This window comes from Limosilactobacillus sp. (genome assembly GCF_022482365.1).
GTDB lineage: Bacteria > Bacillota > Bacilli > Lactobacillales > Lactobacillaceae > Limosilactobacillus.
In genome coordinates this window covers 1957957-1983784 of sequence record NZ_JAKVPE010000001.1, presented here as the reverse complement: position 1 = coordinate 1983784, position 25828 = coordinate 1957957, and the positions used below count along the sequence as shown (strand labels likewise).

The following is a 25828-nucleotide window of genomic DNA, read 5'->3' as shown; positions in this document are numbered from 1 at the left end:
CCTGGCTAATTTGGCTGAGTTACCAAATTCAATGTTCCCCCCGGAAACCCTCATAAGCTCTTTGTCAAATTTACGGCTCTGGTACTAATTTAGCAAAGTGTCGCCAAACGATACATAGTGACGCATCAACTTTTGGAACTGCTAATCGAACGGTAAGAACCCACCGGCCGCCTGCCCGGCCCCATTTGCTTAACAAAATAAAGAAAAATGTTCTTTTACCTAATTTTACTAAAGTGCGATAAGCGAAAGCGCTCACAATTGTGTCAGCAAAAGAAAAAGGCCGGCGCATTTGCCGACCGTTCGTTGCTATTTCAATGGGTGCCGTGAGTTAAAGCCCTGGTAAATCAGAAGGCTGGCTGCCACGCTGGCGTTCAAGCTCTGGACGTGGCCAATCATCGGAATCGTCAGCATCTCGTCACAGGTCTTCTTCAGAAGGGGCGAGATCCCCCGCCCCTCGTTACCAATCACCAGTGCCACGGCACCGTGGGCATCCCAGGTCCGGTAATCCTTGCCCTTCATATCGGTGCCGAAAAGCCAGACGCCGCGGTCCTGTAATTCCTTGGCGGTCTGGACCAGGTTGGTCACCCGGGCCACCGGAACGTGTTCGATCGCCCCCGTCGAGGTCTTGGCCACAACCGAGGTCAGGCCAACCGCTCGGCGCCGCGGGATAATAATCCCGTGAACCCCGGCCGCGTCTGCCGTCCGGATGATGGAGCCGAGATTGTGCGGATCCTCCAGCTCGTCTAAGATCAGGAAGAACGGGTCCTCTCCGTGCTTTTCGGCGTTGGCAAAGAGGTCGTCAATCGTCGCGTACTGGTAGGCCGCCACCGCCAGGGCCACCCCCTGGTGATTCTGGTGGTCGGTCATGTTGTCCAGCTTGGTCTTTGGCACGTTTGAAATCACCAGGTGGCGTTCCTTCGCCAGCTTGACGATCTGGGCGATGGCGTCCGCCTTTAGTCCGGACTGGATGAAGACCTTATTGATCTCCTGGTCCGACTTCAGTGCCATCACGGCCGGGTGCCGGCCAATAATAAAATCGGTATTCTCAGTCTTCATGCTTCGTCCGCCCCGCTTCCACTTGTTGAATGCACCATTCTGCTAGTTCCTGCAGCCGTTCCTGCTGCCCCGATAGCTGCAGGTAGCCCATCAAGGCCTCAAAGCCCGTCGACATCCGGTAGGTCAGGACCGCGGTGTGCTTGGCGTGGGTATGACTGTTGGCGTTGCGGCCGCGCTTGAAGTAGGCCCACTCCGTCTCGTTTAACAAATCGTCTTCCTTCATCAGATCGATCAGGGCCGCCTGGGCCTTGGCCGAAACGTAGTGGGTTGCCAGGTGCTGCAACTTGGTGGGCTTGCTAAGGCCCTGGCTCAAGAGGTGCTGGCGAATAAATACTTCGTAGACCGCATCCCCCAGGTAGGCCAGGGCGATGCCGTTTAGCTGTTGATAGTCTGCTGTTTCCATTAAGTGCTGATTACTCCTTCTTGTAACGGGTCCCCTGGGGCGTGTCCTCCAGGATGATTCCCTGTTTTTTAAGATCGTCTCTGATTTGGTCGCTGCGGGCAAAGTCGCGATTCTTGCGGGCCTGGTTGCGCTCCTCGATCAGCTGCTTGATCTGCTCGTCATCGATTTGGTTGTCGCTGGCCGTCAGTTCGACCCCGAAGATGCTCAGCAACTCTTGCAAAGTCGCCTTGTAGGCCGCCAGGGCATCCTGGTGAACAGTCTCCTGTTGGGCGTAAACGTTGGCTGCCTTGACCAGCTCGTAGACCACCGCGATCCCGTTTTGGACGTTGATGTCGTCATCCATAGCCGTGATGAAGCGGTGCTTGAAGTCCGCCAGTTGCGCCTCAACCTGGTCATCGCCACCGGCTAAAGCGTCCTTTTGCCGGTAGGTCAGGTTGTCGTAGGCGGTCTGAATGTGATCCAGGTTGTTTTGGGCGTCAACCAGGTTGGCCTTGCTGTATTGGATTGGCCGCCGGTACTGGGTGGTCGCCATGAAGAAACGCAGTACCTGGGGATCGACTTCCTTAATAATGTCGTGGACGGTGATGAAGTTGTGCAGGGACTTGCTCATCTTCTCGTTGTCCTTGCCGATCGTCACGAAGCCGTTGTGCATCCAGTAGCGCACGAACTTCTGCCCGGTCTCAGCCTCACTTTGGGCAATTTCGTTTTCGTGGTGCGGGAACTCGAGGTCCTGACCCCCGGCGTGAATGTCGAGCGTCTTACCCAGGTACTTGGTCGACATCACAGAGCACTCGATGTGCCAGCCGGGACGACCCTTGCCCCACGGTGAGTTCCAACTGATTTCACCCGGCTTGGCAGCCTTCCAGAGGGCGAAGTCCATCGGGTCCTCCTTCTTGTCAACCTCATCGGCGCTGACGTGCTCGCTGGCCCCGACTTCCAGGTCGTCGATTGACTGGCCGGACAGCTGGCCGTAGTGTTTGAATTTACGGGCCCGGTAGTAAACGTCCCCGTCCTTTGCGTAGGCATAGCCCTTCTCGACCAGGTCAGCAATGAATTTGACGATGTCTTCAATATTTTCAGTGGCCCGCGGGTGGAGGGTGGCCGGTTCAATATTGATTGCCTTGGTGTCCTCCATGAAGGCCTGGATGTACTTGTCGGCTAGCTGGGGAACCGTGATTCCCTGCTCGTGGGCGGCCTTGATCATCTTGTCATCCACGTCGGTGAAGTTGGAGACGTAATTAACCTTGTAACCCTTGAATTCCAGATAACGCCGCACCGTGTCAAAGGCGATCGCCGAGCGGGCATTGCCGATGTGGATATAGTTGTACACCGTCGGACCACAGACATACATGTTAACTACGCCTGGATGCAGTGGCTTGAATTCTTCCTTTTTTCTCGTTAACGTGTTATAAATTGTCAGCATGTGATCCGCTCCTCACTTAAATTTACTCCTTTCATCTTACCACAAACCGCCGCGAGCACCTATCAGATTAGGAAAATCGGCGACTGTAAACTTCTTTAAGACTTTGATCATAATTTCTTCACATTCTCCTGATAGTATAAGAACCGTAGTAAAGAAGAACTTTACTACATCAATGAAACCTATTATTTTTCAATTACTCCTCCCAATAGTAACCGAAAAAATAATCATTACGAGATCTCCCCCAAGATTTTCGTAATACTCCCTATTACAAAAAAGGCGGCTTAATCCCAGGCCGTCTTTTTTGTATTTAGAGTACAAATGAATCAAAAGCGGGGCGTATGGCTAACCTAGGACGGGAGTCGGCACTGAAGGCGTCGGCTTTTGTCCGTAGTCAAATAGACTTGCTCCGCTGCGTTAGACACTAGCCCCGCGATTCTTTTGCATGTTTTCATTAGAGTGCAAATGAAGGGCCCCGCAACGCTTGTCACGCTGCGGGGCCTTTTTCTTTACTTCTGCTTCTTTTGATTGTTCTTGTTTGAATTTGACGGCTTGGCAGTATCCTTGCCGCTCTGGTCGCCGATCCCTTTTTGCGAATGCAGCGGCCGGGCGAAGATCATCCGGCCCGCGTCCGTTTGCAGGGCCGAGGTGACCTCGACGTCAATCGGCTTGTTCATGAAGTAGCGGCCGTCCTCGACCACCACCATGGTGCCGTCGTCCAGGTAAGCCACCCCTTGCTGGCGCTCTGTCCCCTTCTTGACGACGACCACCCGCATCGTCTCGCCCGGGATGACCCGGGGACGCAGCGACTTGGCTAGGTTGTTGATGTTTAAGACGTCGACGTTTTGGAACTGGATCACCTTGTTAAGGTTGTAGTCGTTGGTAACGATCGCCCCATGTACCTTCTTGGCCAGGGCAATCAATTTGCTATCGACCTCAGGGATGTCCTCGAAGTCGCCCTCGTACATCTCAATCGGCACGATCTTCTCACTGCGCAGCTTATTTAAGATATCCAGGCCGCGCCGGCCCCGAACCCGCTTGATGCTCTCGCCGGAGTCGGCAATGTACTGCAGTTCGTAGAGCACGAAGTTCGGTACCAATAGCGTTCCTTCCAGAAAACCGGTCTTGACCAGGTCATAAATCCGACCATCGATCAGGATGTTGGTATCCAGGATCTTGTAATGGTGGTAATTGGGATCCTGACGTTCAAGGACCTCGCCGTCCCGTTCCTTTTGGTTCCGCCGCAGGATCAGCTTGCGCCAGTCGTCCAGCCGCGTGGTCCCGATCCGGAAGCCAAAGTAGCTGAAGATGATCATCAACAGGATCGGCAGGATGTTATTGATGACCGGGATCCGGGTCCGCCACAATGGAATCGAGATCAGGATTGCCAGCACCAGCCCGATAATCGTCAGCAGTGCTCCCGATAATAGGTACAGTGGGTTCTTGCTGGTCAATGTGGTCTCAACCCGGTGGATTGCCTTTAAAGTCGGCGTCACCAGCGGAATCGCCAGCAGCCAGAAAACAAGTGCACCAAGAATAATATCAATAATTGCTAATAATGATTCGGCAATGTGCCAGTTGAGAACATCCCAGATCAGTGGCATGTAGTAGAAGCCAATCGTGGCCCCCACGACGACGTAGATCAACGTCAAAATTCGACGTGGTTTTTTGTCCATATCGTATCCCCTTCCTTTGAAATTTGATTTGGCCCTTTCCTAGGCCAGTGCCAGGTGCAACGCCTCCTTCAACGTCGTCACCCCGATTACCTGAATGCCGGTCGGCACTTTCCAGCCCTTGAGGTTGTTCTTCGGCACGAAGATTCGCTCAAAGCCCAGCTTCTGGGCCTCGGCTACCCGCTGCTCGATCCGGTTGACCCGCCGGATTTCACCGGTCAGGCCAACCTCACCGACAAAGGCATCGCTCGGCCGGGTCCCCTTATCGCGGTAGCTGGAGGCGATGCTGACGGCAATCGCCAGATCGATCGCCGGTTCATCCAGCTTAACCCCACCCGCGGCCTTCAGGTAGGCGTCCTGGTTCTGCAGCATCAGGTTGGCCCGCTTCTCCAGGACCGCCATGATCAGCGAAACCCGGTTGCGGCTCAACCCGGTGGCGGTCCGCTGGGCGTTGCCGTAGACCGTCGGCGTGACCAGGGCCTGGATTTCGACCAGGATCGGCCGGGTCCCCTCCAGTGAAACGACCACCGCCGAGCCGGTGGCGTCCTGGAGCCGTTCCTCTAAGAAGATCTCCGAGGGATTCTTGACCTCGGTCAGCCCGTTGGTGTGCATCTCGAAGATCCCCAGCTCGTTGGTCGAGCCAAACCGGTTCTTGACCGAGCGCAGAATCCGGTAGGTGTGGTGAAGGTCCCCTTCAAAGTAGAGAACCGTGTCGACCATGTGCTCCAGAATCTTCGGCCCGGCCAGCGCCCCGCCCTTGGTGACGTGGCCGACGACGAAGATCGTGATGTTGTTACTCTTGGCAATCTGCATCAGCTGGGCCGTGACCTCGCGAATCTGGGAGACGCTGCCGATCGCCGAGCTGACGTCGGTGGCCTGCATCGTCTGAACCGAATCGATCACCACGTATTCGGGCTTGAGGTCCCGGATCGTGTCGCGAATGCTGTCCATGTTGGTCTCCGGGTATACATAGAAGTCGTCGCCGGAAACGCCGAGTCGCTCCGCCCGCATCTTGATTTGGGTGCCGGACTCTTCACCGGAAACGTAGAGCACCCGGTGATGCTCGTCGCTCAGCTGGCCGGACACCTGGAGGAGCAAAGTCGACTTCCCGATCCCGGGGTCCCCACCGATCAGAATCAATGAGCCGGGCACGATCCCGCCGCCGAGGACCCGGTTGAGTTCGTTCAGTCGGGTCTTGACCCGCGGCGTCTGCTTGCTATCGATCTCACTGATCTTTTGTGGCTTGGACACCAGGCCGGTCAGCGTGGTCGTCTTCGCCTTGGCACTGCTGGCGCTTGCGCTCTGCACCTGTTCCTCGACGAAGGTGTTCCACTGGCCACAGTTGGGGCACCGGCCGAGGTAACGCGGCGAATTGTAGCCGCAGTTTTGGCAAACGTACTGTGTTCTCACCTTGGCCATTTCAGCACCCCCTACTTCTTAGTCGAACCAAAGCCACCGGTTCGCTGGGCCGTTGGCTGGTCCTCGTTGTCGGCCCGCAAGTAAGGAATAAAAATCCCCTGACCGATCCGCTCGCCCTTCTTAACGTGGTAGTCACGCAGACCGTAGTTGATCAGCTGGAAGAAAATCTCCCCCTCGTTGCCGGCGTTGTTGTAGTAATCGGCATCGACAATTCCAACCCCGTTTGGCAAAACCAGCCGCCGCTTCAGTGGGCCGCTAGACCGGTCTGCCAGCAAGAGGAATTCGTCCGGCTGCATGTAGGCCTTGATTCCCGTTGGCACCAGGTAGGGCTTCAGGCTGGCGTCGGCTGCCGTGAAGTCAGTGTCGGTCAGCTTTTTCTGCTGGTGAATTGTCCACAGGGCCTTGATAAAATTACCCTTCCAAATTGATGGCAGGGTAAAGTCTTGTGCCGCTTCAAAGTCGTAGCCCGCGGCGTTTTCCGTCTGTCGTTTCGGCAGGTTGATCCCCTGGTCGCGCTTGGTGGAAACCACTTCAAATCCGCGTTTCATCTAATCACTCCATTTAACAATAGTCAATATACTATCATAACATTATAGGATAGAATTATTGCGATTGGTATCACTAAGCCTTGACTTTAAAGATTACTTTACGGAAAATTGAGGGTGAATGGAAGTGATCACGATGCAATACCAAATTGAGGATCACCGCATTGTTGCTAGTGACGGCCAGCAGTTCGTCGGCGAGATTTCATTTCCCGCCGTCCAGGGCTATTCCGACCGGGTCGTCGCCGAACGGGTCTTTGTCCACCCTGATTTTCGTGGACAAGGGGTGGTTGTGTCGCTCGTAAAACGTTTTATTGACTACGCCACCGACCAGGGCTGGACCGTCAAGCTGATGTGCCCATACGTGACCCAGCAGTTCAAGCAGCATCCGGAGTATCAACATTTGCTATTACCAGAAGATCGGTTTTAATAAGGAGGAATTTCCAATGAACCAAGACGAATTAAAGGCACAGACGGGGCAGGAATCCGTTAAGTACATCAAGTCCGGCATGATCGTCGGCCTCGGCACCGGCTCCACGGTCCGCTACATGGTTGACGAGCTTGGCAAGCAGGTCCAAGCCGGCAACATCACCGACATCATCGGGGTAACGACCTCGAACCGGACCACCAAGCAGGCAGAGAGCCTCGGCATCACCATTAAGAACCTGGACGAGGTCGACCACATCGACCTGACCATCGATGGCGCCGATGAAATCAGCGATGACTTCCAGGGGATCAAGGGTGGCGGTGGCGCCCTGCTCTGGGAAAAGATCGTGGCCAACGCTTCCGATAAGGTAATGTGGATCGTCGACCAAAGCAAGATGGTCCACAAGCTGGGCAAGTTCCCGCTGCCGGTCGAAGTAATCCCATTCGGCAGCCAGCACGTCTTCAACCGCCTCGAGAAGAAGGGCTACAAGCCAAGCTGGCGGATGGACGGCGACCAGAAGTACCGGACCGATGAAAATAACTACATCATCGACCTCCACCTCGGCCAGATCGACCACCCAGCAGAACTGGCGGATGAACTGATCCACATGGTCGGCGTTGTTGAAACGGGACTGTTCTTGAACCGGGTCAACGACGTGATCGTCGGCACCGACGAGGGTCCTAAGGTCCTGCACGCTCGTTAAAATTTAAGAAAATAAGGAGGTTGGGAATTAACCCAATCTCTTTGCTTTTATATAGCAGTAAATGCTATAGCGCGGTAGCTGGCTGGATTCCGAACGTTGATAAATCAACGTCCGGAACGCCTAGCCAGCCTCGCGGGGGTGGGAAGACGAACTCGCAAGCGAGTTCTGTCCCACCGCCTTCTTATATCTTCCCCCGCCGTCACAATTCGCCTATAATATAGGGTAAGAATACTAAGGGGGCTTTTTAATGACTTTTAAAATCACCAAGGACGATCTCGATCGTTTTCGCACCGACTATGAGGGCCGGCGTGACAGCCAAGTAATCGAAAACGCCGTCACTAAGAACGGGGTTCGCAACGCCAGCTTCAACTGGCACTCGATTGCCGACAACGATCCCCACTTCTCAATTGACCTGAAGACCGGGAACGTCGCCGATCAGAAGCAGTCCGGTCGCTGCTGGTTGTTTGCCGCATTGAACACGATGCGTCACGACATGCAGAGCAAGTTCAACCTGCCGGATGACTTTGAATTGTCCCAGTCCTACCAATTCTTCTGGGACAAGTTCGAGAAGGCTAACTACTTCTACGAAAACGTCATCAAGACCGCCAAGAAGCCGACCGACAGCCGGAAGGTGGCCTGGCTGATGGAGGCACCGCAAAACGACGGTGGTCAGTGGGACATGCTGTGTGCTTTGATCGAAAAGTACGGGGTGGTGCCGAAGTCCGCAATGCCGGAATCCTTTAACGCCACCAACTCTCGGGGCATCGACGAGGTCTTGAACAACAAGCTTCGTCACGACGCCGTGATCCTGCGCAAGATGGTCAACGAGGATCACGCCAGCGAAAAGCGCCTGGACGCCAAGCGTGGCGAGCTGCTGAACGAGGTCTACCGGATGCTGGCCTACGCTTTTGGTGAACCAGTCACGACCTTCGACTTCGAATACCGGACGAAGAAGGATCACGAGTACCACCGCGACAGCAACCTGACACCACAGAAATTCTTCAAGAAGTACGTCGGCTGGAACCTGGATGACTACGTTTCGATCATCCAGGCCCCAACCGCCGACAAGAAGTACCACAAGACCTACACGATCGACATGCTGGGCAACGTCGTCGGTGGCCGACAGATCAAGCACCTCAACCTGCCGATGGACGAGTTCAAGCAGCTGGCGATTGAACAGCTGAAGAACGGCGAAAGCGTTTGGTTCGGTTCCGACGTCGTCAAGTACTCTGAGACCAAGCTGGGGATCATGGCGCTGAACACCTACGATTACAGCGCCCTCTTCGACGTGGATCTCGACATGACCAAGGCCGAGGCCCTCGACTACGGCCAGAGCATGATGGACCACGCGATGGTCATCACCGGGGTTGACCTGGTCGATGGCAAGCCAACCAAGTGGAAGGTCGAGAACTCCTGGGGTGACAAGGTTGGCCACAAGGGCTACTTCGTGATGTCCGACGCCTGGATGGACAAGTACGTCTACCAGCTCGTCGTCAACAAGAAGTACCTGACTGACAAGCAAAAGAAGGCCCAGGAACAGGAACCAATCGTCCTGAAGCCATGGGACCCAATGGGAACGTTAGCTTAATCGAAAGCTTAAAAATGACAAAATGCCACCCGATAAATCTGCAAATTTATCGGGTGGCATTTTCAATTTATTTTAATTTTTGATCCAGGAAGTCCCGCGCAATGTCGTAAATGCGCTGGCTCCAGAAGTCGCGTTCGTGGTTGGCGCCCTTAACCCGGTAGGCCGTGACCTCGTAGCCGTCCTGGTCGAGCTGGTTGTACATGTCGACCATCTGGTGGTAAGGAACCACGGTATCGGCATCCCCGTGCAGCAGCAGGAATGGCGGGTAATCCTGCCCCGGCTCCTCGACGGCCAGCGGGCTCATCGCCCGGGCGACCTCCGCCCACTTGGACGGATCGGGCCCAAAGAGGCAGAACTGGAGCAGCTTGTTGCCCGGGACCTTCTTGGAATACTCAAAGGTGTCGGCCACGTCCATCGGCGCGAAGCAGGAAATGACTGCGTCAACCCGGTCGGATTCGTGGGCGTAGAGCCGGGTCTTGTAGCGTTCGTCATCCCCGGTCAGGCCGACCAGCATCGCCGCATTGGCACCCGAGGAAGTCCCCCAAATGCCGACGCGGTGCGGGTCAATCGCGTATTTGCGAGCGTGACGCCGCAGGTAGCGGATCGCTGTCTTGACGTCCTCCAAGAAGGCCGGAAAGGCGTAACCGTCGACGGCGCTGCGGTGCTGGACGGTCGCCACCACGTAGCCGTGCTTGACGAATTGCACCAGCTGCGGAATTTCCTCACCCAGCTTGCCGGTGCGCCAGGAACTCCCCTGGACGAAGACAAGCAGTGGGCGCGGCGCCGGGTGGTACTGTTGGGGGTAACGCTGGGTCCACGGGGTCATGATGGCCATCTTGAGGGGGCGGCCATCAACCGCCGCGTAGGTCACGTTATCGAGCAGGCGGACCTGCCCATCTAAAGTGGGGTTGTTTTGCAGCTCATGAATCATTTAATCTTCACCATCCATTGTAATGAAAGTCTTCTTGACGATGTGCAAGTGATCGTCGAATCGGTACCAGATCGGTTTGCCGTTTGGCACCTCAACCTTGTCAATGTCCTCATCCGGAATCTGGTCGAGGTACTTGATCAGGGCCCGCAGCGAGCTGCCGTGGGCCACCACCAGTTGATTTTTCCCGTCCAAGAGGCGTGGCGCAATCTGATCCTGCCAGTATGGCAAGAGCCGCTGCTGGGTCATCGCCAGGCTCTCGCTCAGCGGCATCTTCACCCCGAGACGGTTGTAGCGCCGGTCGTGCTGACGCTCCGTCAGCTGCGGCGGCAGGTCGGAATAGCCCCGCCGCCAGCGATGCAGCTGTTCTGCGCCGACCTCTTCTTTGACCTTGGCCTTGTTGCGACCGCTCAGTGCGCCGTAGTGGCGTTCATTGAGCCGCCAGGTCTTATGAACCGGAATGTACAGCTGGTCAATCGCCTCCAGGATGATGTTCGTCGTCTTGATCGCCCGCCCCATGTAGGAGGTGTGGGCGTCGGCGAACTGAATCCCGAGCTGGGCCAGCTCCCGGCCGACCGCCTGCCCCTGGGCAATGCCTTCCGGCGTCAAGGGCACATCGGTCCAACCCGTGAAGATGTTGTCCCGGTTGGCCTGACTCTGACCATGTCGAACAATCACTAAATCTACCATAATAGCTCTCACTCCTTTGCCACCACTTATGATAGCGCAATTGTGCAGTCTTTAACAGTCGGACCTACAACATCGTCTTGATTAGAACCATCAGGATCGGAATGACGATCACACTGAGGACCGTCGTTTCGGTGACCATGATCGCGGCGTAGTCCGAATCGGCATGGTAGAGCTTGGAAACAACTGGGGCGTTGGTCATGACCGGCATAGCCGCTTGCAGGATGAAAACCTGTTTCATCAGGGCCGGCATAGAACTTGGAATCACCAGAATGGCCATCAGGACCGGCGCAAAGAGGAAGCGGCCGAGGAGAATCCCCCAGGCGTCCCGGGTCAGCCGCACCCGACTGAGGCCGGCGTTGGAGATCGCAATCCCGATGAAGATCATCGACAGCGGAATCGTCAGCCCACCGATGTAGGAAAGGTCGCTCATCACGAACTTCGGCAGGTGAACGTGAAGGATTACTAAGATCACCCCCAGAATGAAGCCAAGCAGCGGCGGCGAGAAGATCTTCTTCAGGGCCGTCTTGACGTCGATCTTGGCCTCGTGCATCCCGTCACGCTGGATCAGCCACACGCCCAGCGTCCAGAAGAAGGTCGTGTTGGCCATGTAGTAGACCAGGACGTAGGGAATCGAACGGTTGCCAAAGAGGGCCAGGTTGATCGGCAGGCCGATGAAGACCGTGTTGGAATTAAAGAACATCGAGGAAAAGAGCCCGATGTGCGACCGTTTGATCCCGATCACCCGGGCCACGGCAAAGGAAAGGGCGAAGAGGATCAGCATTGACAGGACCGGGTAACGCAGGTCCGGCAGCAAGGTTTTCAATTGCCCAGCCGAAAAGTCATGCATGATCGTCGTCACCATGTAGCACGGCAGGGCGACCTGGGTGACGATCCGGGAGATGACCTTCGAAGACCCCGGATTAAACCAGCCCCGTTCGTTGAGCACGAAGCCGACGACCACCATTACCAGGATAATCAGGACCCCGGAAATCGCGGACAGGAATATTGACAGCATTTCATCATCTACTTTCTCTCAAGTTATCTTTCTATTGTACAACGTTAACCAAATTTTAAGAATTCTAATCAAGCAGATTCTCAATTAAAATCCCGTCGCCGCAAGAAGTGGACTATAATTAGGGAGATTGACTAATTATCTTAAGTATGGAGATAATCATGAAAAGCAAATTGTATCACCTAATCAACTGGTCATTGCCCTACCTTGCAATCTGCGTAATGGCCTACATTATTATGTACCCTCAGATCATTTCTCATGGGGTGATCCTCGGGACCGACTCGATCTTCCACTTTAACCGCTTCTACGATGCCGCCAAGCAGATCCAGCACCTGGACTTCAGCTATTTTCAGAGCAACTACTGCTTCCAACAGAGTGGGCGGGTGATCAACGCCGTCTACGGTCCCCTCTTTGCCTACCTCAACGGGGCCCTGCTTGGTTTCTTGGGTACCTGGTATCGCTACGAGGTCATCAGCGATTTCGTCGTCTATGTCGTCGGCGGGATCGGCATGTACCTGCTGGCGACCAAGGCGCACAGTTCCCGGCGGTTCGCCCTGTTGGTCAGCCTGATCTTCATGAACATCGGCTGGCTGCCCCGCTGGCAGCTCGCCCAGAACATGAACGCCTGGGGAGCAATGCTGGCGCCCTACATGCTGATGTGCGCGATCACGATGCTCCAGGACCGCGCGCGGCCGGTTCACTGGCTGCCCCTAATGATCGTGATGACGACCGTGATCCAGATCCACCTCTTGAGCTCGATCTTCTTCGTTCTCACCCTGCTTCCCTTCTTCATCATCGGCCTGGTGAAGACGAGCAACCGCTGGGGGATGATCAAGGAGACCGCGCTGGCCGTGATCGGCACCGTCATCCTGACCGCCAACGTCTGGGGAGCGCTGTTGATGCTCAACCTCCACAACCACATCGCCGCCCCGGCCGACTTTAACATGCTGTTTAACTCGCTCAAGCCCTCGCAGTTCAATAGCACGCGCAACTACCTCATCTATTTCTGTTGGCTGCTCTTCCTGGCCCAGCTGCTTTATGTCTGTCGGCACTGGCGACGTTCGCTGGTCAACACCACCGTGACCCTGTTTGGCTTTATCATCCTGATGGTTTCCTCCATCTGGACGCCCTGGGATCAAATTGCGAAGGCCATCCCGGCCCTGTCGCACACCCTCCAGTTTCCCAGCCGGCTGACCGTCATCGCCTATCCCCTACTCCTCTTGGGGGTAGCGATTTCTGCGACCGACTTCGTTTGCGGGGAGCGGGCACCGCGGCTCCAGTTGCGGCGCAAGATCACCGTCGGTATCCTGCTCTTCATGGTCGCCCAGGTCCTCGTGCCCAACACCAGCGACGTCTTTCGGCGGACAGCGCGTTACAAGTCGCCGGCCGTCCTGAACTCCTCCAGCGCGATTGCCTGGGTCACCGAGAACCGCTTCGGCCTGCGTCGGTCGGTTCACGACCTTTATCCCGGTCAATTGCTGACGATGGTGGAAAAGCGCAGCCCGGACTACCTGCCGGTTCCGAAGAAGTACCTCAACAACCGGAAGTACATCCGCTCCTTTGCCTACCAGGACCAGATCATCAACCACGCCGGCGAATACAAGCACACGGTCCTTCCCCACGGCGGCCTGCAGTTGGCCTGGAACGCCGCCACGGCCGGCCGGGTCCGGCTGCCAATCATCACCTATCACGAATCGCAGCTCACCCTCAATGGCAAGCGACTGCACAACTACAAGCGGTCCAGAATCGGGGCTCCCTACGTTTATCAACGCCAGGGACAAAATACCGTCACCCTCTACTTTAAGGTAGCAAGCTGGTTTAAGGTTCTCCTAGCAATTTCGCTAGTTGGCATCAGCATCTTGCTGCTCTACGGGATTTACGCCCTGATCCGCTCGCTGCCCGGATTCTGGTACCACATTACCACATAAGAAAAAACGCTGAACCGATCAGATGCTTTTAATGAGCATCTTCGATCGATTCAGCGTTTTTTAGTTTTTATTTGGGCTGCTGATCAAGCTTAGTCCTGCTTGTTCTTCTTAGAACCAAGCAGGCCAAACATGGTCAGCAGGGAGGCAAAGCCTAGGCCAACCAGGGCCGTGGAATCGGCATTCCCGGTCTGTGGCAGGCGTTGGCTAGTGGCACGTTCATTTGCCGACGTGGTGTCAGTTGGTGCAGCTGCGTTGCTTGCGCGCTGTGCATCAGTTGAAGTAGTCGACTTGGCGGTACCGCGAACAGTGATCCCCGTTAGAGTAGCACCATTTGGATCCGTCGTCGGTGCATACTTAGCCTGCGCAGCACTCGTTGATGCGACGGGGGCTTCACTAACAGGAGCTTCACTGGTAGTAGCGTCATCCTGTTGATTGCTATCGTCCGGTGCAGCATCAGCATTTCTGTAGTGTGCGTCAAAGTCTGGATCAGTGGGCTGTGACGTGTCGGTGTTGTGATCACCTGGCTGTGACGTGTCAGCGTCGTGATCGGCCGGCTTGGCTGGTTCTACCGGATCCGTCGTCTGGCCTGGATCAACCGGCGTTTGTTGGTCGGCCGTGTAGGTAATGTTGATCACCTGATCCATCGTGTCGCCATCAACGGTTACTTCGGGCACGTCGCTTTGACTTGGCGTGTAGCCGGCGATTGCGGCTGGCTTGAAGTCCTGCCAAGTCCCGGTCGTCCAGTCACCCCAGGTCGTCTGGCCAGTGACCAGGTCGAGGTCGCCACTCCGAGTCAGCGTAACCGTCTGCTTGGTGGTCGTCGTCTGACCATCCGGCGTTGTCACGTTGATCGTCCGGGTGACCGTCTTGGTTTCGGTTGGATCCTGAACGGCGTGCTTGATGACCACAATGATGATCTGACCGTTTTCTTCGCGGATCGTTACCTCACTCGGGACGGTGCTTGGATCGGCTGGTTCCCAACCGGCAGGAATCTCAGGAGTGACCTTGATCGTATCACCGACGTTGCCGGAGATAACCTGCCGACTGATCTCGTTGCCGTCCTGGTCAACATACTTGATCGTCACGTCACCCTGCTTGACAGGCTTAGCATCGGCCGTGTAGGTGATTGCGATCGTGGTATCCGGTGTTGTGCTGGTAACGGTCTGTTGCGCTACGCTGGCCTGACTCGGCGTGTAACCTGGGATAGTTGGCGTATCAAATTCATCCCAAGCCCCAGTCGTCCAGTCACCGGTTTCAAGCACGTCGCCGGTAACCGCGTCCTTCGTAACCATCCGGGACAATTCGGCGGCTTGCTTCGTTGTCTTGACAGTGCCGTCCGGATTGGTAACGTTGATCGTCCGGGTGATGGTCTTGGTATCAACGTCCGCTTTCTTGCCGTGATTCAAATGAACGGTGAAGTGGTTCTTGGCGCTGTCACTGCTGTAGTATTCACCTTCAAAGCGGAAGTCGTTTGGTCCCAGCTCGTAACCCTGCTGTTCAAGCAGCTTGATCTGGTACCCAGGGTAGGTCGCAAAGACAATCTTTTGACCAACCTTGCCATTGACCGTCTCGGTCTTGATGGCCTTGCCAGTTGCATCGTCCACGTAAGTGATCGTGGCGGTTTGTTTGTTTGCATGGTAAACAATCGTAACCTCATGCTTCTGATTTGAATCGTTAGCGTCGATTGCTAATTGATCAACCTGAGCTTGGTCGGCCGTGTAGCCATCCTTAGTTGGAGCAACTACCGCGTCAAACTGGTTGTGGTCACTGACCCATGCACCGTCGTTGATGACATTGCCGTTGTAGTCAGTCTCGGTACTCTTGTTGAAGGTAACGGACTGAACGGTGTCGCCGAAGAGCTCGTTGCCATGCTCGTCAACGTAGTGAATCGTCCGGGTATACAGCTTAGCGTCAGACTTAACGGAATCTGGGTAATAGGTTACCGTCTCGTCACCATCCAGCATCAGGGATTGGCCATCCACGACAGGGGTAAAGCCGTTACTCTGAGCCTTATCTGGTGTGTAACCCGGTCTCTCTGGAGTAGAAATTTGAGCAAAGCGAGAATTGACCTTCCAATTCCCGTACGTCACTTCGCCCGTTGCTTCATCCAACGTCGCGGTTCTCGTAACTGCGCCCAGGATAGACTGTTGAACAACGTTATAGTCGTTCTGCTTTCCATCAGCGAAAACGTAGTGAATGGTATAGGTTGCATTCCGACTTAAATCGTAGCCGTTAGGATTATAAGCTGGTGTAAAGGTCTGCGTCTTATGCGTGAAATGAACCACGTAGGCATTCTTGGCATTATCGGACTGGTAAGCCTGGTTGTTGAAGTCAGTGTCTTGGTATACGTAACCAGCATCCCGGTAAGCCAGAATCTGTTTGCCCGGATCATTGGCGAAAACGATCTGTTGGCCAAACTTGCCGATGGCATTATCTGTCCGCATCCCCTTGTGATCAGTATCATCTACGTAGGTGATCGTCGCAGTCTGCTCATTAGCCGTATAGGTGATATTAACGACTTGATCTTTAGTATTGTTATCAACCTTTTCCGCAGCTACCGTAGCTTGACTTGGCGTATAGTTTGAAATGGTTGGCGTATCAAACTCAGCCCAGCTACCAGTTGTCCAGTCGCCGGTTTCAAGCACGTCACCAGTCACCGCGTCCTTAGTAACCATCCGGGACAATTCAGCAACTTGCTTCGTTGTCTTGACCGCGCCGTCCGGGTTGGTAACGTTAATCGTCCGGGTAATCGTCTTGTTCTCAACATCCGCTTTCTTGCCGTGATTCAAATGAACGGTGAAGTGGTTCTTGGCGCTGTCGCTGCTGTAGTATTCACCCTCAAAGCGGAAGTCGTTTGGTCCTAGCTCGTAGCCCTGCTGTTCAAGCAGCTTGATCTGGTATCCAGGGTAGGTCGCAAAGACAATCTTTTGACCTACTTTACCACTTGCCTTCTCGGTCTTAATGGTTTTGCCGGTTGCCTCGTCCACGTAGGTAATCATGGCATCTGCGTCGCTAGCCTTGTAGGTAACCGTAAGCTCAGAAGACTTTGTGTCGACATTGGCGCTTTCCTGCGCAACGGTTGCCTTGTTTGCCGTGTAGCCGGCAATTACCGGACTATCGACTGCCGCAAAGTCTTGATCCGCAACATTATTCCAAGTGGTTTGACCAGTAACCAGGTCTTTCGTACCGGTCTGTTTGAAGGTCAGAGTCTGAACGACATCCTTGGCAGCCTCCTTGCGATCACTGTAAACGTAGCGAATCGTGCGAGTGACCGTAACGTTTTTAGTAACAGTCTCAGTCTTATGCGTGAAGTGAACCGTGAAGTCCTTCTGACCATTTACCTGATAAGTCTGGCCATCTAGATCGGTCTTCCGATAGGCGTATCCCGCGTTCCGGTAGTCCAAGATTTTTTGATTATTATTGAAATCGATCTTCTGACCCACTTTGCCAGTTGCCGTTTCGGTCCCTAAAATTTGGCCAGTCGTATCATCCTTGTAGGTGATCGTTGCCGTCAACTCATCAGCTGTGTAGGTAATCTTAACAATTTGATCTGCAGTAGTACCATTAACCTCTTCCGCAGCTACCGTAGTTTGGCTTGGCGTGTAGCCTGAAATGGTTGGCGTATCAAACTCAGCCCAGGTGCCGGTTGTCCAAGAATTCCAAGTGGTCTCGTTAGTAACCAGATCCTTAGTGCCCTTACCCGTTGAGTTAACGATTTGCGTTGTAGTCGTGACACTGCCGTCCGGCTTAGTAACGTTAATCGTCCGGGTAACTTTAACGTTCTTGGTATCAGGCTTAGTCCTATGGGTAAAAGAAATCGTGTACTCCTTCACATCTACTCGATAAATCAGCTTATCCAGGTTGGAGTCATTATATTTGTAATGCAGATTTCGGTAATCTAAGATTTTTTGATTATTGAACTTAATCTTCTGGCCTGCCTTGCCACTTACCGTTTCAGTATCTAAAGTCTTGCCAGTCGTTTCATCCTTGTAGATGATCGTTACTGTCACCTCATCAGTATTGTTAACAGCTTGATTTTCAGTATTGTTATGAGCAGTTTTTGCAACTGTCGGGGTTTGGGTCTTGGAATCAGCAAGCGCAGTGATACTCGTGACAGGAGTTTTGGTACTTAATGTCATGGTTGCTGCGTCATCGCTAGCAGAGGCCGCAGATGACTCCGTTGTAGTCGGTGTCGTAGCTGCTTCAGACGCATTGGCACTGGCTGAGGTTTTGGTTGTCGTTGCACTGCTAGCCTGAGTCACTTCAGAAGAGTCGCTGGCCGTGCTACCGCTTGTCGACACGGCTACAGTGCTTTCACTTGTCTGAGCCGCCTGCGTCGTAGTGTCGGCCATGACGCTCTGGCTACTCCCCAGGTAGAAGCCGGCAGCGATGGCCACCGATACGACCCCGATGCTGAACTTCCGCAGTGAGAAGCGCTGGTATTTTTGATTATTCTTGCTTTCTTTCAAGTAATGGTTGTTTTTCCCGACCATGAACAATTTCTCCCGTAAATATTTTCTTGTGGCGCAGTATCTGCCCACCAATTCCAATCTCTGTATCCATAGAAAAAAGGCGCAAATAGAATTAGTCCCTTGCTCGTCCAAAAATAAAAGTTTCGACGAACAAAACGCAACTAATTACGTTTACTCCTTTTCCCGTTTTTAAAATGCTTTTTGAGTATAAGAGACTGTAAATACTACTGTCAAGCGGATTAGAAACATTAATATATTGATAAAAACCACTAAAGATTTAAAAGAGAAAATTGTTAGTGAGGGATAACATCCTTTCGATCGTTTAATAAAACCTTTTATCTTAAAAAGCACCCTTATTTTCAGCCGCAAGCGCTTTTTTCTCAGCCAACTGTCCCTATCTGGTGTCAAAAAGCCATGAAATTGATTGCTAAACGTTACCATCAACAGCGCCAATTTTGGAGGTAAATCGTTAAATGTTACTCAAAAATTATCAACTGAATGCTCAAAATTTTTTGCTTTTTTAGCCAGCAAAAAAGCAGTGACCCAGCACTCACGTCTACTGGGTCACTGCCTCGATGAAAGGGAATGGCTTTTAATTTAATTGCTCACTTGCTAGTTCTCACGCTTGGCATGATCCTTGCTATGAGCATTGTTTTGTCCGTAATAAGCATTCGCACCGTGCTTCCGGTAGTAGTGCTTATCCAATAAATACTGCGGGAGATGGTTGTCGGCGCGGGTCAGTTGCATTGCATGGTAGTCCTCTTCCGCTACTACCTCAAGCACCTTCGCATTGTAAACGGCCTTCGCCGGCGTTGGTCCCCAGGCAAAGGGCCCGTGCTGCATAACTAAGGCGGCCGGCGTTGCTTCGTAGTCTAAGCCCCGCTCCTGAAAGCTTCGAACAATCACCTTCCCGGTATTGCCCTCGTAGTCTTCCTCGATTTCTTGCTTGGTCAGCGCATCGGCGGCCGGAATATCATTATAGAACGTGTCAGCATGGGTGGTGTTCATTGCCGGAATATCCATATGTGCCGCTGCAAACGAGACCGCCCACGGAGAATGGGTATGCACGATCCCGCCAATCTTTGGGAAGTGATTATAGAGGTAGGTGTGCGTTGGCGTGTCACTGGAAGGATTGAGTTCCCCTTCAACAACCTCCCCCTTCAGGTTAACGACTACCATGTCCTCCGGCTTGAGTTCATCGTAGGGAACCCCGGAAGGTTTGATTACAAAGAGCCCCTTTTCGCGGTCAATTCCGGAAACGTTTCCCCAGGTAAAAGTCACCAGGCCCAGCTTGGGGAGCTGCATATTGGCCTCATACACTTCTTGCTTTAATTCTTCTAGCATTGTTACCTCTCCTATTGAATTTTTTCTTGCTGAATGCCGACTTTTGCAAATAAGTCGTCAAAGTATTGCTTAGCTGCCTTAACTTCGGCAACGGGATCTGAATCCTGGTTGTCGCCCGTCCACATTTCAATGGTGTAGCTGCCATTGTAGTTGAGCCGCACTAATGTCCGCAGCAAGCCTTCAAAATCAACGCAACCGCTGCCGAACGGAACATTCTTGAACTTTCCCTTGAAGGTCGGCGTTACCGCTTCGGTATCCTTCAGGTGAACGGCGGCAATGTCGTCAACATATTTTTCCAGCTGAGCCGGCACATCGTTTTCTGGCCAGGCGCTGAGATTCCCGAGGTCCGGGTAGGCCTGAAGCCACGGACTGTGAACCTGCGTCTTGTAGTGGGCAATATTGGTGATCGAGTTGATGAACGGGTCGTCCATCGTCTCAATCGACAGCATTACCATTTTCTTAGCTGCCATGTGGACACACTTGGCCAGGTTTTCAACGTACAGCTCACGAGAATTCATTGTCTTATCCTCGTAAAAGACGTCGTAACCAGCCATCTGGATGTTGTGAATCCCAAGGTCAACCGCCAGATCGATGGCCTTTTGCATCATCTCTAATGATTTTTGCCGAACTTCTGGATCCTTGGACCCCAGTGGAAAGCGGCGGTGGCCCGACAGCATTAATGTGTTAATCCGACTGTTGGTCTCCCACATTGCCTTTCTAAAGTCAGCGCGTTGTTCCTCGGTCCAATCGAGCCTTGCCAGCCGCTTGTCACTCTCGTCAATTGAAAATTCAAGAAAGTTGAAGCCCAGCTCATGAACTAATTCAAATTTGTCTTTCCATGATAAATCCTGTGGCAGCGCCTTTTCATAAATTCCTAATGCATTTACAGTCACTTTATAGATCCCTCACCCTCATTGTTAACCGCTTAACTAAAATGGACAGTAAAAAGGCTGGTATTGTCCAGCCTCTTTATTTACAGTGATCTACTTGAGCTTATGTCCGTTATCAGCAAATTGCTTGTATGCTGGGTCCTCTGCCTCTTCAGCGGCCTTAACACTAGCTGGCTTAAAGTAAACCTTATTTGCGTTGTTGTACATCACATCTTCAAGCTCATCTTGAGTGAAGATATCCGTATTCTCCAGCCAAGTTGCCAATTGATGATAAGTATTAAATGTTGAGGACCAAGGAGAATCAGTCCCCCAAATAATCCGCTTAGCCCCTAAAATCTTCTTAGCTAAGGAAACCGTCTTTTGGCACCGTGGGTAAGGGAACTGGTCAGTTGCTTCACCATCAATATCTTGAATAGCTGAAATATCTACATAGATATTGTCATAAGGAGCAAATTGATCTAACGCATTTTGAAGCCTGTTAAGGTGATCAGCATTAGGGAAGGAAAGGTGACATACAACGAAATCCATTTGTGGGTAACGTTTTGCCAAGTTAACGATCGCTTCTGGTTGATAACTGGTTTGGTCATATGCTCCGTAATCAGTAGTGATTACAAATCCAGGATAATCGGCTAAGTAATGAAGAATTTTAGAAACGTTATTGTCAATGTCCAGACGGAATGGCTTATGGAAGCCGTGGAGTCCGCCACCTTGACTAATTTCAAACTTCATTGCACGGAATCCTAAATCTTCAACATGACGTTTAACGATATCCATTGCAAAATCAGCAAATGGATCTACAGAAAACGCCCCAATAAATTTGCCAGGATACTTTTTTACAACTTGGTAAGTGTAGTAATTCTGGTACCCATTTAACGTACCTTGCAAAATAACGGCCTTTTCAATATTTTCTTCTTTCATGATTGGAAGATACTTTTCAGCAACAAAGTTATCGTCACCCCAACCATCAGGAATCAACTTAATAATTTCACCATTATCCCAAATTGCATAACCGTTACCTAACGGGCTCAAACGACCCTGACTCTTTGATCCTGCAAGTGAACGAACTAAATGAATGTGACCTTCGATTTTCTTCATGAGAAATACCTCCATTAATTAATATTCAATTTTTTCTTTACTACCCGAGAAACCAGCATTTTTATTAGCCATCTTCTGTAAGTAAGTCCAAATTTGTGGACGGTATTTGCGTAATGCAAATAATAGAACCAGATAAACTACTATGCAAATACCAATCCACAGCGGACTCTTAGAAATAAAGGCTGCAAACACTAATGCATTCAATGGACGAGCCATTAAGTTAAAGCTGGTGATCAAGACAACTCCAGCTGGAATTGCAGCCCCATAGTGTGAAACAGCTCCTGTATAGATCTGGCCCAGCCAGCTAGATGCATAAAGGCCAATACTGAACCAGACAATTCCGTTGGCAATAACTTTCAAAATGTTCCCACGAGTTACTGCTACAATTGATTCAACCATAAATGGGATAGAAATCAGATCAACAACTGGTAAGGTTTTGTTTCCTGGAAGAATAAAGGCAATCAAAACCATGATTGGAATTAAGATTACACCGGAAATGATTGTTGCAGGTTCACCATAACCAACACCATCATCTACCGCCAAGAACCAACGCTTCTTATCGTTAATCTTGTCAATCTTTTTACCAGTCTCAGAAGACATTTCTTTTCTATTCTTGTCAATTTCAGCTGCCAATGGGGTAAAGGCCTTACTAAACACATTTGTTACTAGTGGGAAAATGGTCATTACCGCAGAAAGTTGAATTGCGAATTGAAGAATTTGTCCCCATGCTTTTAAGGTTCCTAGAGATGTTAAGTTTCCTAGTATCCCAATAATCAAACCTAATAAAGCACCGAGGGTTGTTGGTTCACCAAAGACACCAAGCTTATTTTTGAAGTATTGTGGCGTCATCTTTACCTTGTTGAATCCTAATAAGTTCCATAATGGATCTAACAAAATTGCTGGAATCGTTTGTTCCATATTGTGAATGGAACAGACCGTTGCATTCTTCACACCATAATATTCTGACCAACGATCTGCTTGTACCTCGGCTAATACTAAAGTGTAGAACAACATGAAGAATGATAACCCAAGAGAAAGCCAGAAATTATGCGTAACGTAGTAGGCTAACGTTCCCCAAATCATAAAGCCAAAGTTGTTCCATAAGTTGGAAGCCATGAAAACTTTAGTAATACCTAATGCAAACAAAATGAGTTCTGCTATCAGACCAAAGACAAAGAATGATAACCCAACTGTTGAGCCAAAGGTTGCTAATGATCCAGCTTGCCACCCAATATCAACAACTGGCAAGTTAATCCCAGTATTGTTAACCATTTGCCGAATGATCTTAGTTACTACAGGAGTAAATGAATTAATAATCCATCCAAAACCCGTTAATCCAACTCCAGCATAAAACGCACTCATCATTGCTGTTTTTGGCTTAACCTTTAAGCACAGCGCGATAATGAAAATCATTATCGGAACAACAACACTTGCTCCAAATGCCGAAAAGAAATTATTTACCGCCGAAAGCATCCATTTTCACCTCTATTTTTTCAAAAATTGTTTTAGTGTTCCTAAGTCCTTGCTAAGCGTCTTAAGGTCAGCCGAATATTCAAGTCCAAATTCTTGAACGTTCGAAAATAAACCAATTAATTGGCACCAGTCCAGCTTTCCTTCATCAAGCGAAGTTACTGTTAAATGACCATTTTCATTATTTACATTTTTAAGATGCAAATATGTTGTAACAGGCGATAATGCTTTTGCAGCCTTTTCAGCACTAGCATCAAGCCATGACCAATTTGCAATATCAAAGCAATAATGAATGTTTTCCACATCGGTTGTATTAAGCAGTTGGAAAAACTTGACTGTGTTCTCAAAATTACTGTCTTCTAAAGTCTGATTGTTTTCCAAAGTTAGAACACAATTTGAAGGTAACAAATCAATCAGTTTGGACTTAATAAGCTCTGTATTTGCTTTGTCCAAAGGACCTATGTTCATTTTCAAATGATTCGATCCCAAGGACTTTAACATATGCAAATAATCAGCAAACTTCGGATTGAAAGAATCGTTCACCAAGAGGTCATCATTAACGCTTAGATAAACTTGGAGGCCGTTTTGATTAGCTAGCTTATTTATCTCAGTTAGTTCCTCTTCGTTCCCGTGTAAGTATTCCTGTCTAATTTCAATTGCATCAAAGCCAAGCTCATGCGTAGCCGATACAAAATTAGACTGAGAAACTCCGTTATCCAATTCTTTCTTAAAAGCGATTGTATTTAAGATAAATGTGCTCATCTTATAAACCATCCCCTTATCGAATTAAAAGTGTCTATTGTTTAACTTGGTTAAGCGCTTTACAAAATTTGGAAAATAAATACCGAATACTCGGCTAATAGACACAAAAGGTAAATTCTAAAAATTGCATGTAAGAATGAAATCGCAATAACTTTTTAATAGTTAATCGCTTAACCATTGCTTACGGTTAGATAATAACAAAGGCGACTCATCATTGCAACCCCTTTCAGTGAAAAAATGTGAACTAGTTCTCAAATGAATTGTTAAAAATGCCAATACATCAACGATTTCAGTTACTTAACTCGTTCAAAATTAATTGTATTTTTATAGACCTCTGTCTACTTCTGTCATCTATTTCAAAGCAGCTCTTTCGTTAAACGTTTAACCAATAATGATACAAAAAAAGAGGATCAGCAAGAATTATGCTGAGCCTCTTGGGGAGGGAATCTAACGTTAATTGGCCCGGTTCACCAATTGATTCTGCATGTGATGGTAACTAGCCCAGACCGGGTCCATTGCAACTTGCATCTGACGGTAGACCCGGTATTTCTCATCATACATTTTTACCTGATCCGGTCGTGGTTCGTAGCGTCTCAGGACCCGACTCATTTTTTGAGCCGCCTCGCTGATTGTCGCGTAGTCGCCAAGGCCGACCGCGGCCGTGATTGCGCCGCCAAGGCCACCTAATTCATTTGCCGAGACGAGCTCAATCGGCGTATTCAGGATATCTGAAAACATTTGGACCCAGCTTGGGGAATTGCAGGCCCCACCAGACATCCGGATGACGGCCGGCCGGTGACCAAGGGCCCGAACCAAATTCTCCACGTGATACCGGTGGGCAAAGGCAATCCCTTCGTAGACGGCCCGGATCATTTCAGACTTTGTCGTCGTACTCCGCAGGCCAATAAAGGTCCCCTCGGCGTCTGGGGAGACGTTGCTACCGTACAGGAATGGAAAGAAAATCACCTTGGCAAAAGCGGCGTCGGTGTTCTCCAAAAAGTCCTCTAGATTGTCATAAATGGACCTTCCGGCATCCTCAGCATCCCGCATTTCGGCCGTCATCAGCATCTTTAAAATAATGGCTAGATTGCCGGCCGAGGTTGGGCTCGAGGCTTCCCAAAGGTACTTCCCCGTTGGAAAGATCGAATTCATCAGGCCGCTTTCATCCGAGGCCAGGTGATCACTGGGAAAAATATTCATGTTCCACGTACCGGCGATTAAGCTCAGCTTCGTATCATCAAGAACCCCCGTGGCAACGGCACAGGCATCAATATCAAACATCCCGCCAAAAACGGGCGTGCCCGCTGTCAAGCCCGTTAGCTGGGCCGCCGCTGGTGAAATTCGGCCCCGAAGATCGGTCGCGTGGATCAGTTCAGGCAGCTTGTCGGCCATTTCTTCAATGCCAAAAAAGTCGAGAAGGCGCCGATCATACTCCGCGGTCTCTAAGTTAATCAAATTATTGCCGGAAGCATCCCCGAGCTCTTGCTTCACCTCGCCCGTCAATAGGTAGCCGATAAAGTCCTTGTTTGAAAGCACGTAGCCGATTTGGGCATACTTCTCGGGTTGGTGATCCTTCAGCCAGCGCAACAGCAGCGGCGCCTGACTAGGCATGACGTGCTGGTGGCTGATTGGGAAGATCGTGCTGACTTGCCGCTCAAATTTATTGGCGTACGCCTCCGCCCGGCTATCCGCCGAAAGGATCCCGTTCATGAAGACCTGCTTGTCCTTATCAAGCGTGTACAGTCCCTTCCCATGGCCGACGGTTGCGACGGCATCAATCTGGTCGCCCGTGAGCTTAGCCTGAGCCAGTGCCGCCGGAATAGCCTGTCCGAGATCCTGCTGCAGCTTATGAAGGTCGATCTCATGAAAGCCCGCTTGGTATTCCAATCCCTTAGTCGGGAATGACTTTACCGCCACCTGCGTTCCCGCTTCATCGAAAATGACGACCTTGGTATTAGTCCCACCATTATCAATCGTTAAGAAGTGCTTCATCATCCTCACTCCCA

At 51.3% G+C, this 25828-nt stretch carries 20 protein-coding genes; 4 read left to right on the top strand and 16 right to left on the bottom strand.

The annotated features are described in order from the left end of the window. Positions 1-306 precede the first annotated feature (306 nt). The 6 genes from rlmB to LKE23_RS09290 all read right to left on the bottom strand — a co-directional run bounded on the left by rlmB (position 307) and on the right by LKE23_RS09290 (position 6519). Positions 307-1056, bottom strand: a complete 750-nt coding sequence (gene rlmB, locus LKE23_RS09315; protein WP_291977065.1) for a 23S rRNA (guanosine(2251)-2'-O)-methyltransferase RlmB — start codon at positions 1054-1056, stop codon at positions 307-309. Continuing rightward, positions 1046-1459: a Mini-ribonuclease 3 gene (locus LKE23_RS09310; RefSeq protein ID WP_291977064.1), complete on the bottom strand. Its 414-nt coding sequence runs from the start codon at positions 1457-1459 to the stop codon at positions 1046-1048. Before LKE23_RS09310 ends, rlmB begins: the two co-directional genes overlap by 11 nt. 10 nt (positions 1460-1469) lie before the next feature. After that, a complete protein-coding gene (gene cysS / locus LKE23_RS09305) occupies positions 1470-2882 on the bottom strand; it encodes a cysteine--tRNA ligase (RefSeq protein ID WP_291977063.1) in 1413 nt (470 codons plus the stop codon). A gap of 506 nt (positions 2883-3388) precedes the next feature. Further along, entirely contained in the window at positions 3389-4555 is a 1167-nt protein-coding gene (locus tag LKE23_RS09300; protein ID WP_291977062.1) for a PIN/TRAM domain-containing protein, read from the bottom strand. A gap of 39 nt (positions 4556-4594) precedes the next feature. Then, positions 4595-5971, bottom strand: a complete 1377-nt coding sequence (radA, locus tag LKE23_RS09295) for a DNA repair protein RadA (RefSeq protein WP_291977061.1) — start codon at positions 5969-5971, stop codon at positions 4595-4597. 11 nt (positions 5972-5982) lie between these two features. Beyond that, positions 5983-6519 (bottom strand): dUTP diphosphatase, encoded by a 537-nt coding sequence (locus tag LKE23_RS09290; RefSeq protein WP_291977060.1) that lies wholly within the window; start codon positions 6517-6519, stop codon positions 5983-5985. 133 nt (positions 6520-6652) lie between these two features. Here LKE23_RS09290 and LKE23_RS09285 point away from each other — a divergent pair, with 133 nt between their 5' ends. The 3 genes from LKE23_RS09285 to LKE23_RS09275 all read left to right on the top strand — a co-directional run bounded on the left by LKE23_RS09285 (position 6653) and on the right by LKE23_RS09275 (position 9231). Next, entirely contained in the window at positions 6653-6943 is a 291-nt protein-coding gene (locus tag LKE23_RS09285; protein WP_291977059.1) for a GNAT family N-acetyltransferase, read from the top strand. Positions 6944-6959: 16 nt separating this feature from the next. Then, positions 6960-7643: a ribose-5-phosphate isomerase RpiA gene (rpiA, locus tag LKE23_RS09280; protein WP_291977058.1), complete on the top strand. Its 684-nt coding sequence runs from the start codon at positions 6960-6962 to the stop codon at positions 7641-7643. Between the two features lie 247 nt (positions 7644-7890). Continuing rightward, positions 7891-9231: an aminopeptidase C gene (locus LKE23_RS09275; RefSeq protein ID WP_291977057.1), complete on the top strand. Its 1341-nt coding sequence runs from the start codon at positions 7891-7893 to the stop codon at positions 9229-9231. Positions 9232-9298: 67 nt separating this feature from the next. On the opposite strand, the gene LKE23_RS09270 is transcribed toward LKE23_RS09275, so the two are convergent. The 3 genes from LKE23_RS09270 to LKE23_RS09260 form a co-directional block, all read right to left on the bottom strand. Continuing rightward, positions 9299-10162 carry an alpha/beta hydrolase gene (locus LKE23_RS09270; RefSeq protein WP_291977056.1) on the bottom strand — a complete coding sequence of 288 codons (864 nt, stop codon included), beginning with the start codon at positions 10160-10162 and terminating at the stop codon, positions 9299-9301. Continuing rightward, on the bottom strand, positions 10163-10849 hold the full coding sequence (locus LKE23_RS09265; protein WP_291977055.1) for a 2,3-bisphosphoglycerate-dependent phosphoglycerate mutase: 687 nt from the start codon (positions 10847-10849) through the stop codon (positions 10163-10165). A 64-nt stretch (positions 10850-10913) separates the two neighbouring features. Continuing rightward, positions 10914-11864, bottom strand: a complete 951-nt coding sequence (locus LKE23_RS09260) for an AEC family transporter (RefSeq protein WP_291977054.1) — start codon at positions 11862-11864, stop codon at positions 10914-10916. Positions 11865-12022: 158 nt separating this feature from the next. On the opposite strand from LKE23_RS09260, the gene LKE23_RS09255 reads away from it, so the two are divergent. Further along, positions 12023-13789, top strand: coding sequence for a cell division protein (locus LKE23_RS09255; protein ID WP_291977053.1), 1767 nt, complete (start codon positions 12023-12025; stop codon positions 13787-13789). An 89-nt stretch (positions 13790-13878) separates the two neighbouring features. Here the strand turns inward: LKE23_RS09255 and LKE23_RS09250 are convergent, their stop codons facing one another. The 7 genes from LKE23_RS09250 to LKE23_RS09220 all read right to left on the bottom strand — a co-directional run bounded on the left by LKE23_RS09250 (position 13879) and on the right by LKE23_RS09220 (position 25817). Continuing rightward, positions 13879-18282 (bottom strand): mucin-binding protein, encoded by a 4404-nt coding sequence (locus LKE23_RS09250; RefSeq protein ID WP_291977052.1) that lies wholly within the window; start codon positions 18280-18282, stop codon positions 13879-13881. A gap of 591 nt (positions 18283-18873) precedes the next feature. Continuing rightward, complete coding sequence (locus tag LKE23_RS09245) at positions 18874-19605, bottom strand: L-ribulose-5-phosphate 4-epimerase (protein ID WP_291977051.1); 732 nt, start codon at positions 19603-19605, stop codon at positions 18874-18876. 11 nt (positions 19606-19616) lie between these two features. Then, complete coding sequence (locus LKE23_RS09240) at positions 19617-20498, bottom strand: L-ribulose-5-phosphate 3-epimerase (RefSeq protein WP_291977050.1); 882 nt, start codon at positions 20496-20498, stop codon at positions 19617-19619. A gap of 90 nt (positions 20499-20588) precedes the next feature. Then, on the bottom strand, positions 20589-21590 hold the full coding sequence (locus tag LKE23_RS09235) for an amidohydrolase family protein (RefSeq protein ID WP_291977049.1): 1002 nt from the start codon (positions 21588-21590) through the stop codon (positions 20589-20591). Positions 21591-21608: 18 nt separating this feature from the next. Continuing rightward, positions 21609-23063 (bottom strand): PTS galactitol transporter subunit IIC, encoded by a 1455-nt coding sequence (locus LKE23_RS09230; RefSeq protein WP_291977048.1) that lies wholly within the window; start codon positions 23061-23063, stop codon positions 21609-21611. A 12-nt stretch (positions 23064-23075) separates the two neighbouring features. Next, positions 23076-23822: a sugar phosphate isomerase/epimerase family protein gene (locus tag LKE23_RS09225; RefSeq protein ID WP_291977047.1), complete on the bottom strand. Its 747-nt coding sequence runs from the start codon at positions 23820-23822 to the stop codon at positions 23076-23078. 453 nt (positions 23823-24275) lie between these two features. Then, positions 24276-25817 (bottom strand): FGGY-family carbohydrate kinase, encoded by a 1542-nt coding sequence (locus tag LKE23_RS09220; RefSeq protein WP_291977046.1) that lies wholly within the window; start codon positions 25815-25817, stop codon positions 24276-24278. Between the last annotated feature and the right edge of the window lie 11 nt (positions 25818-25828).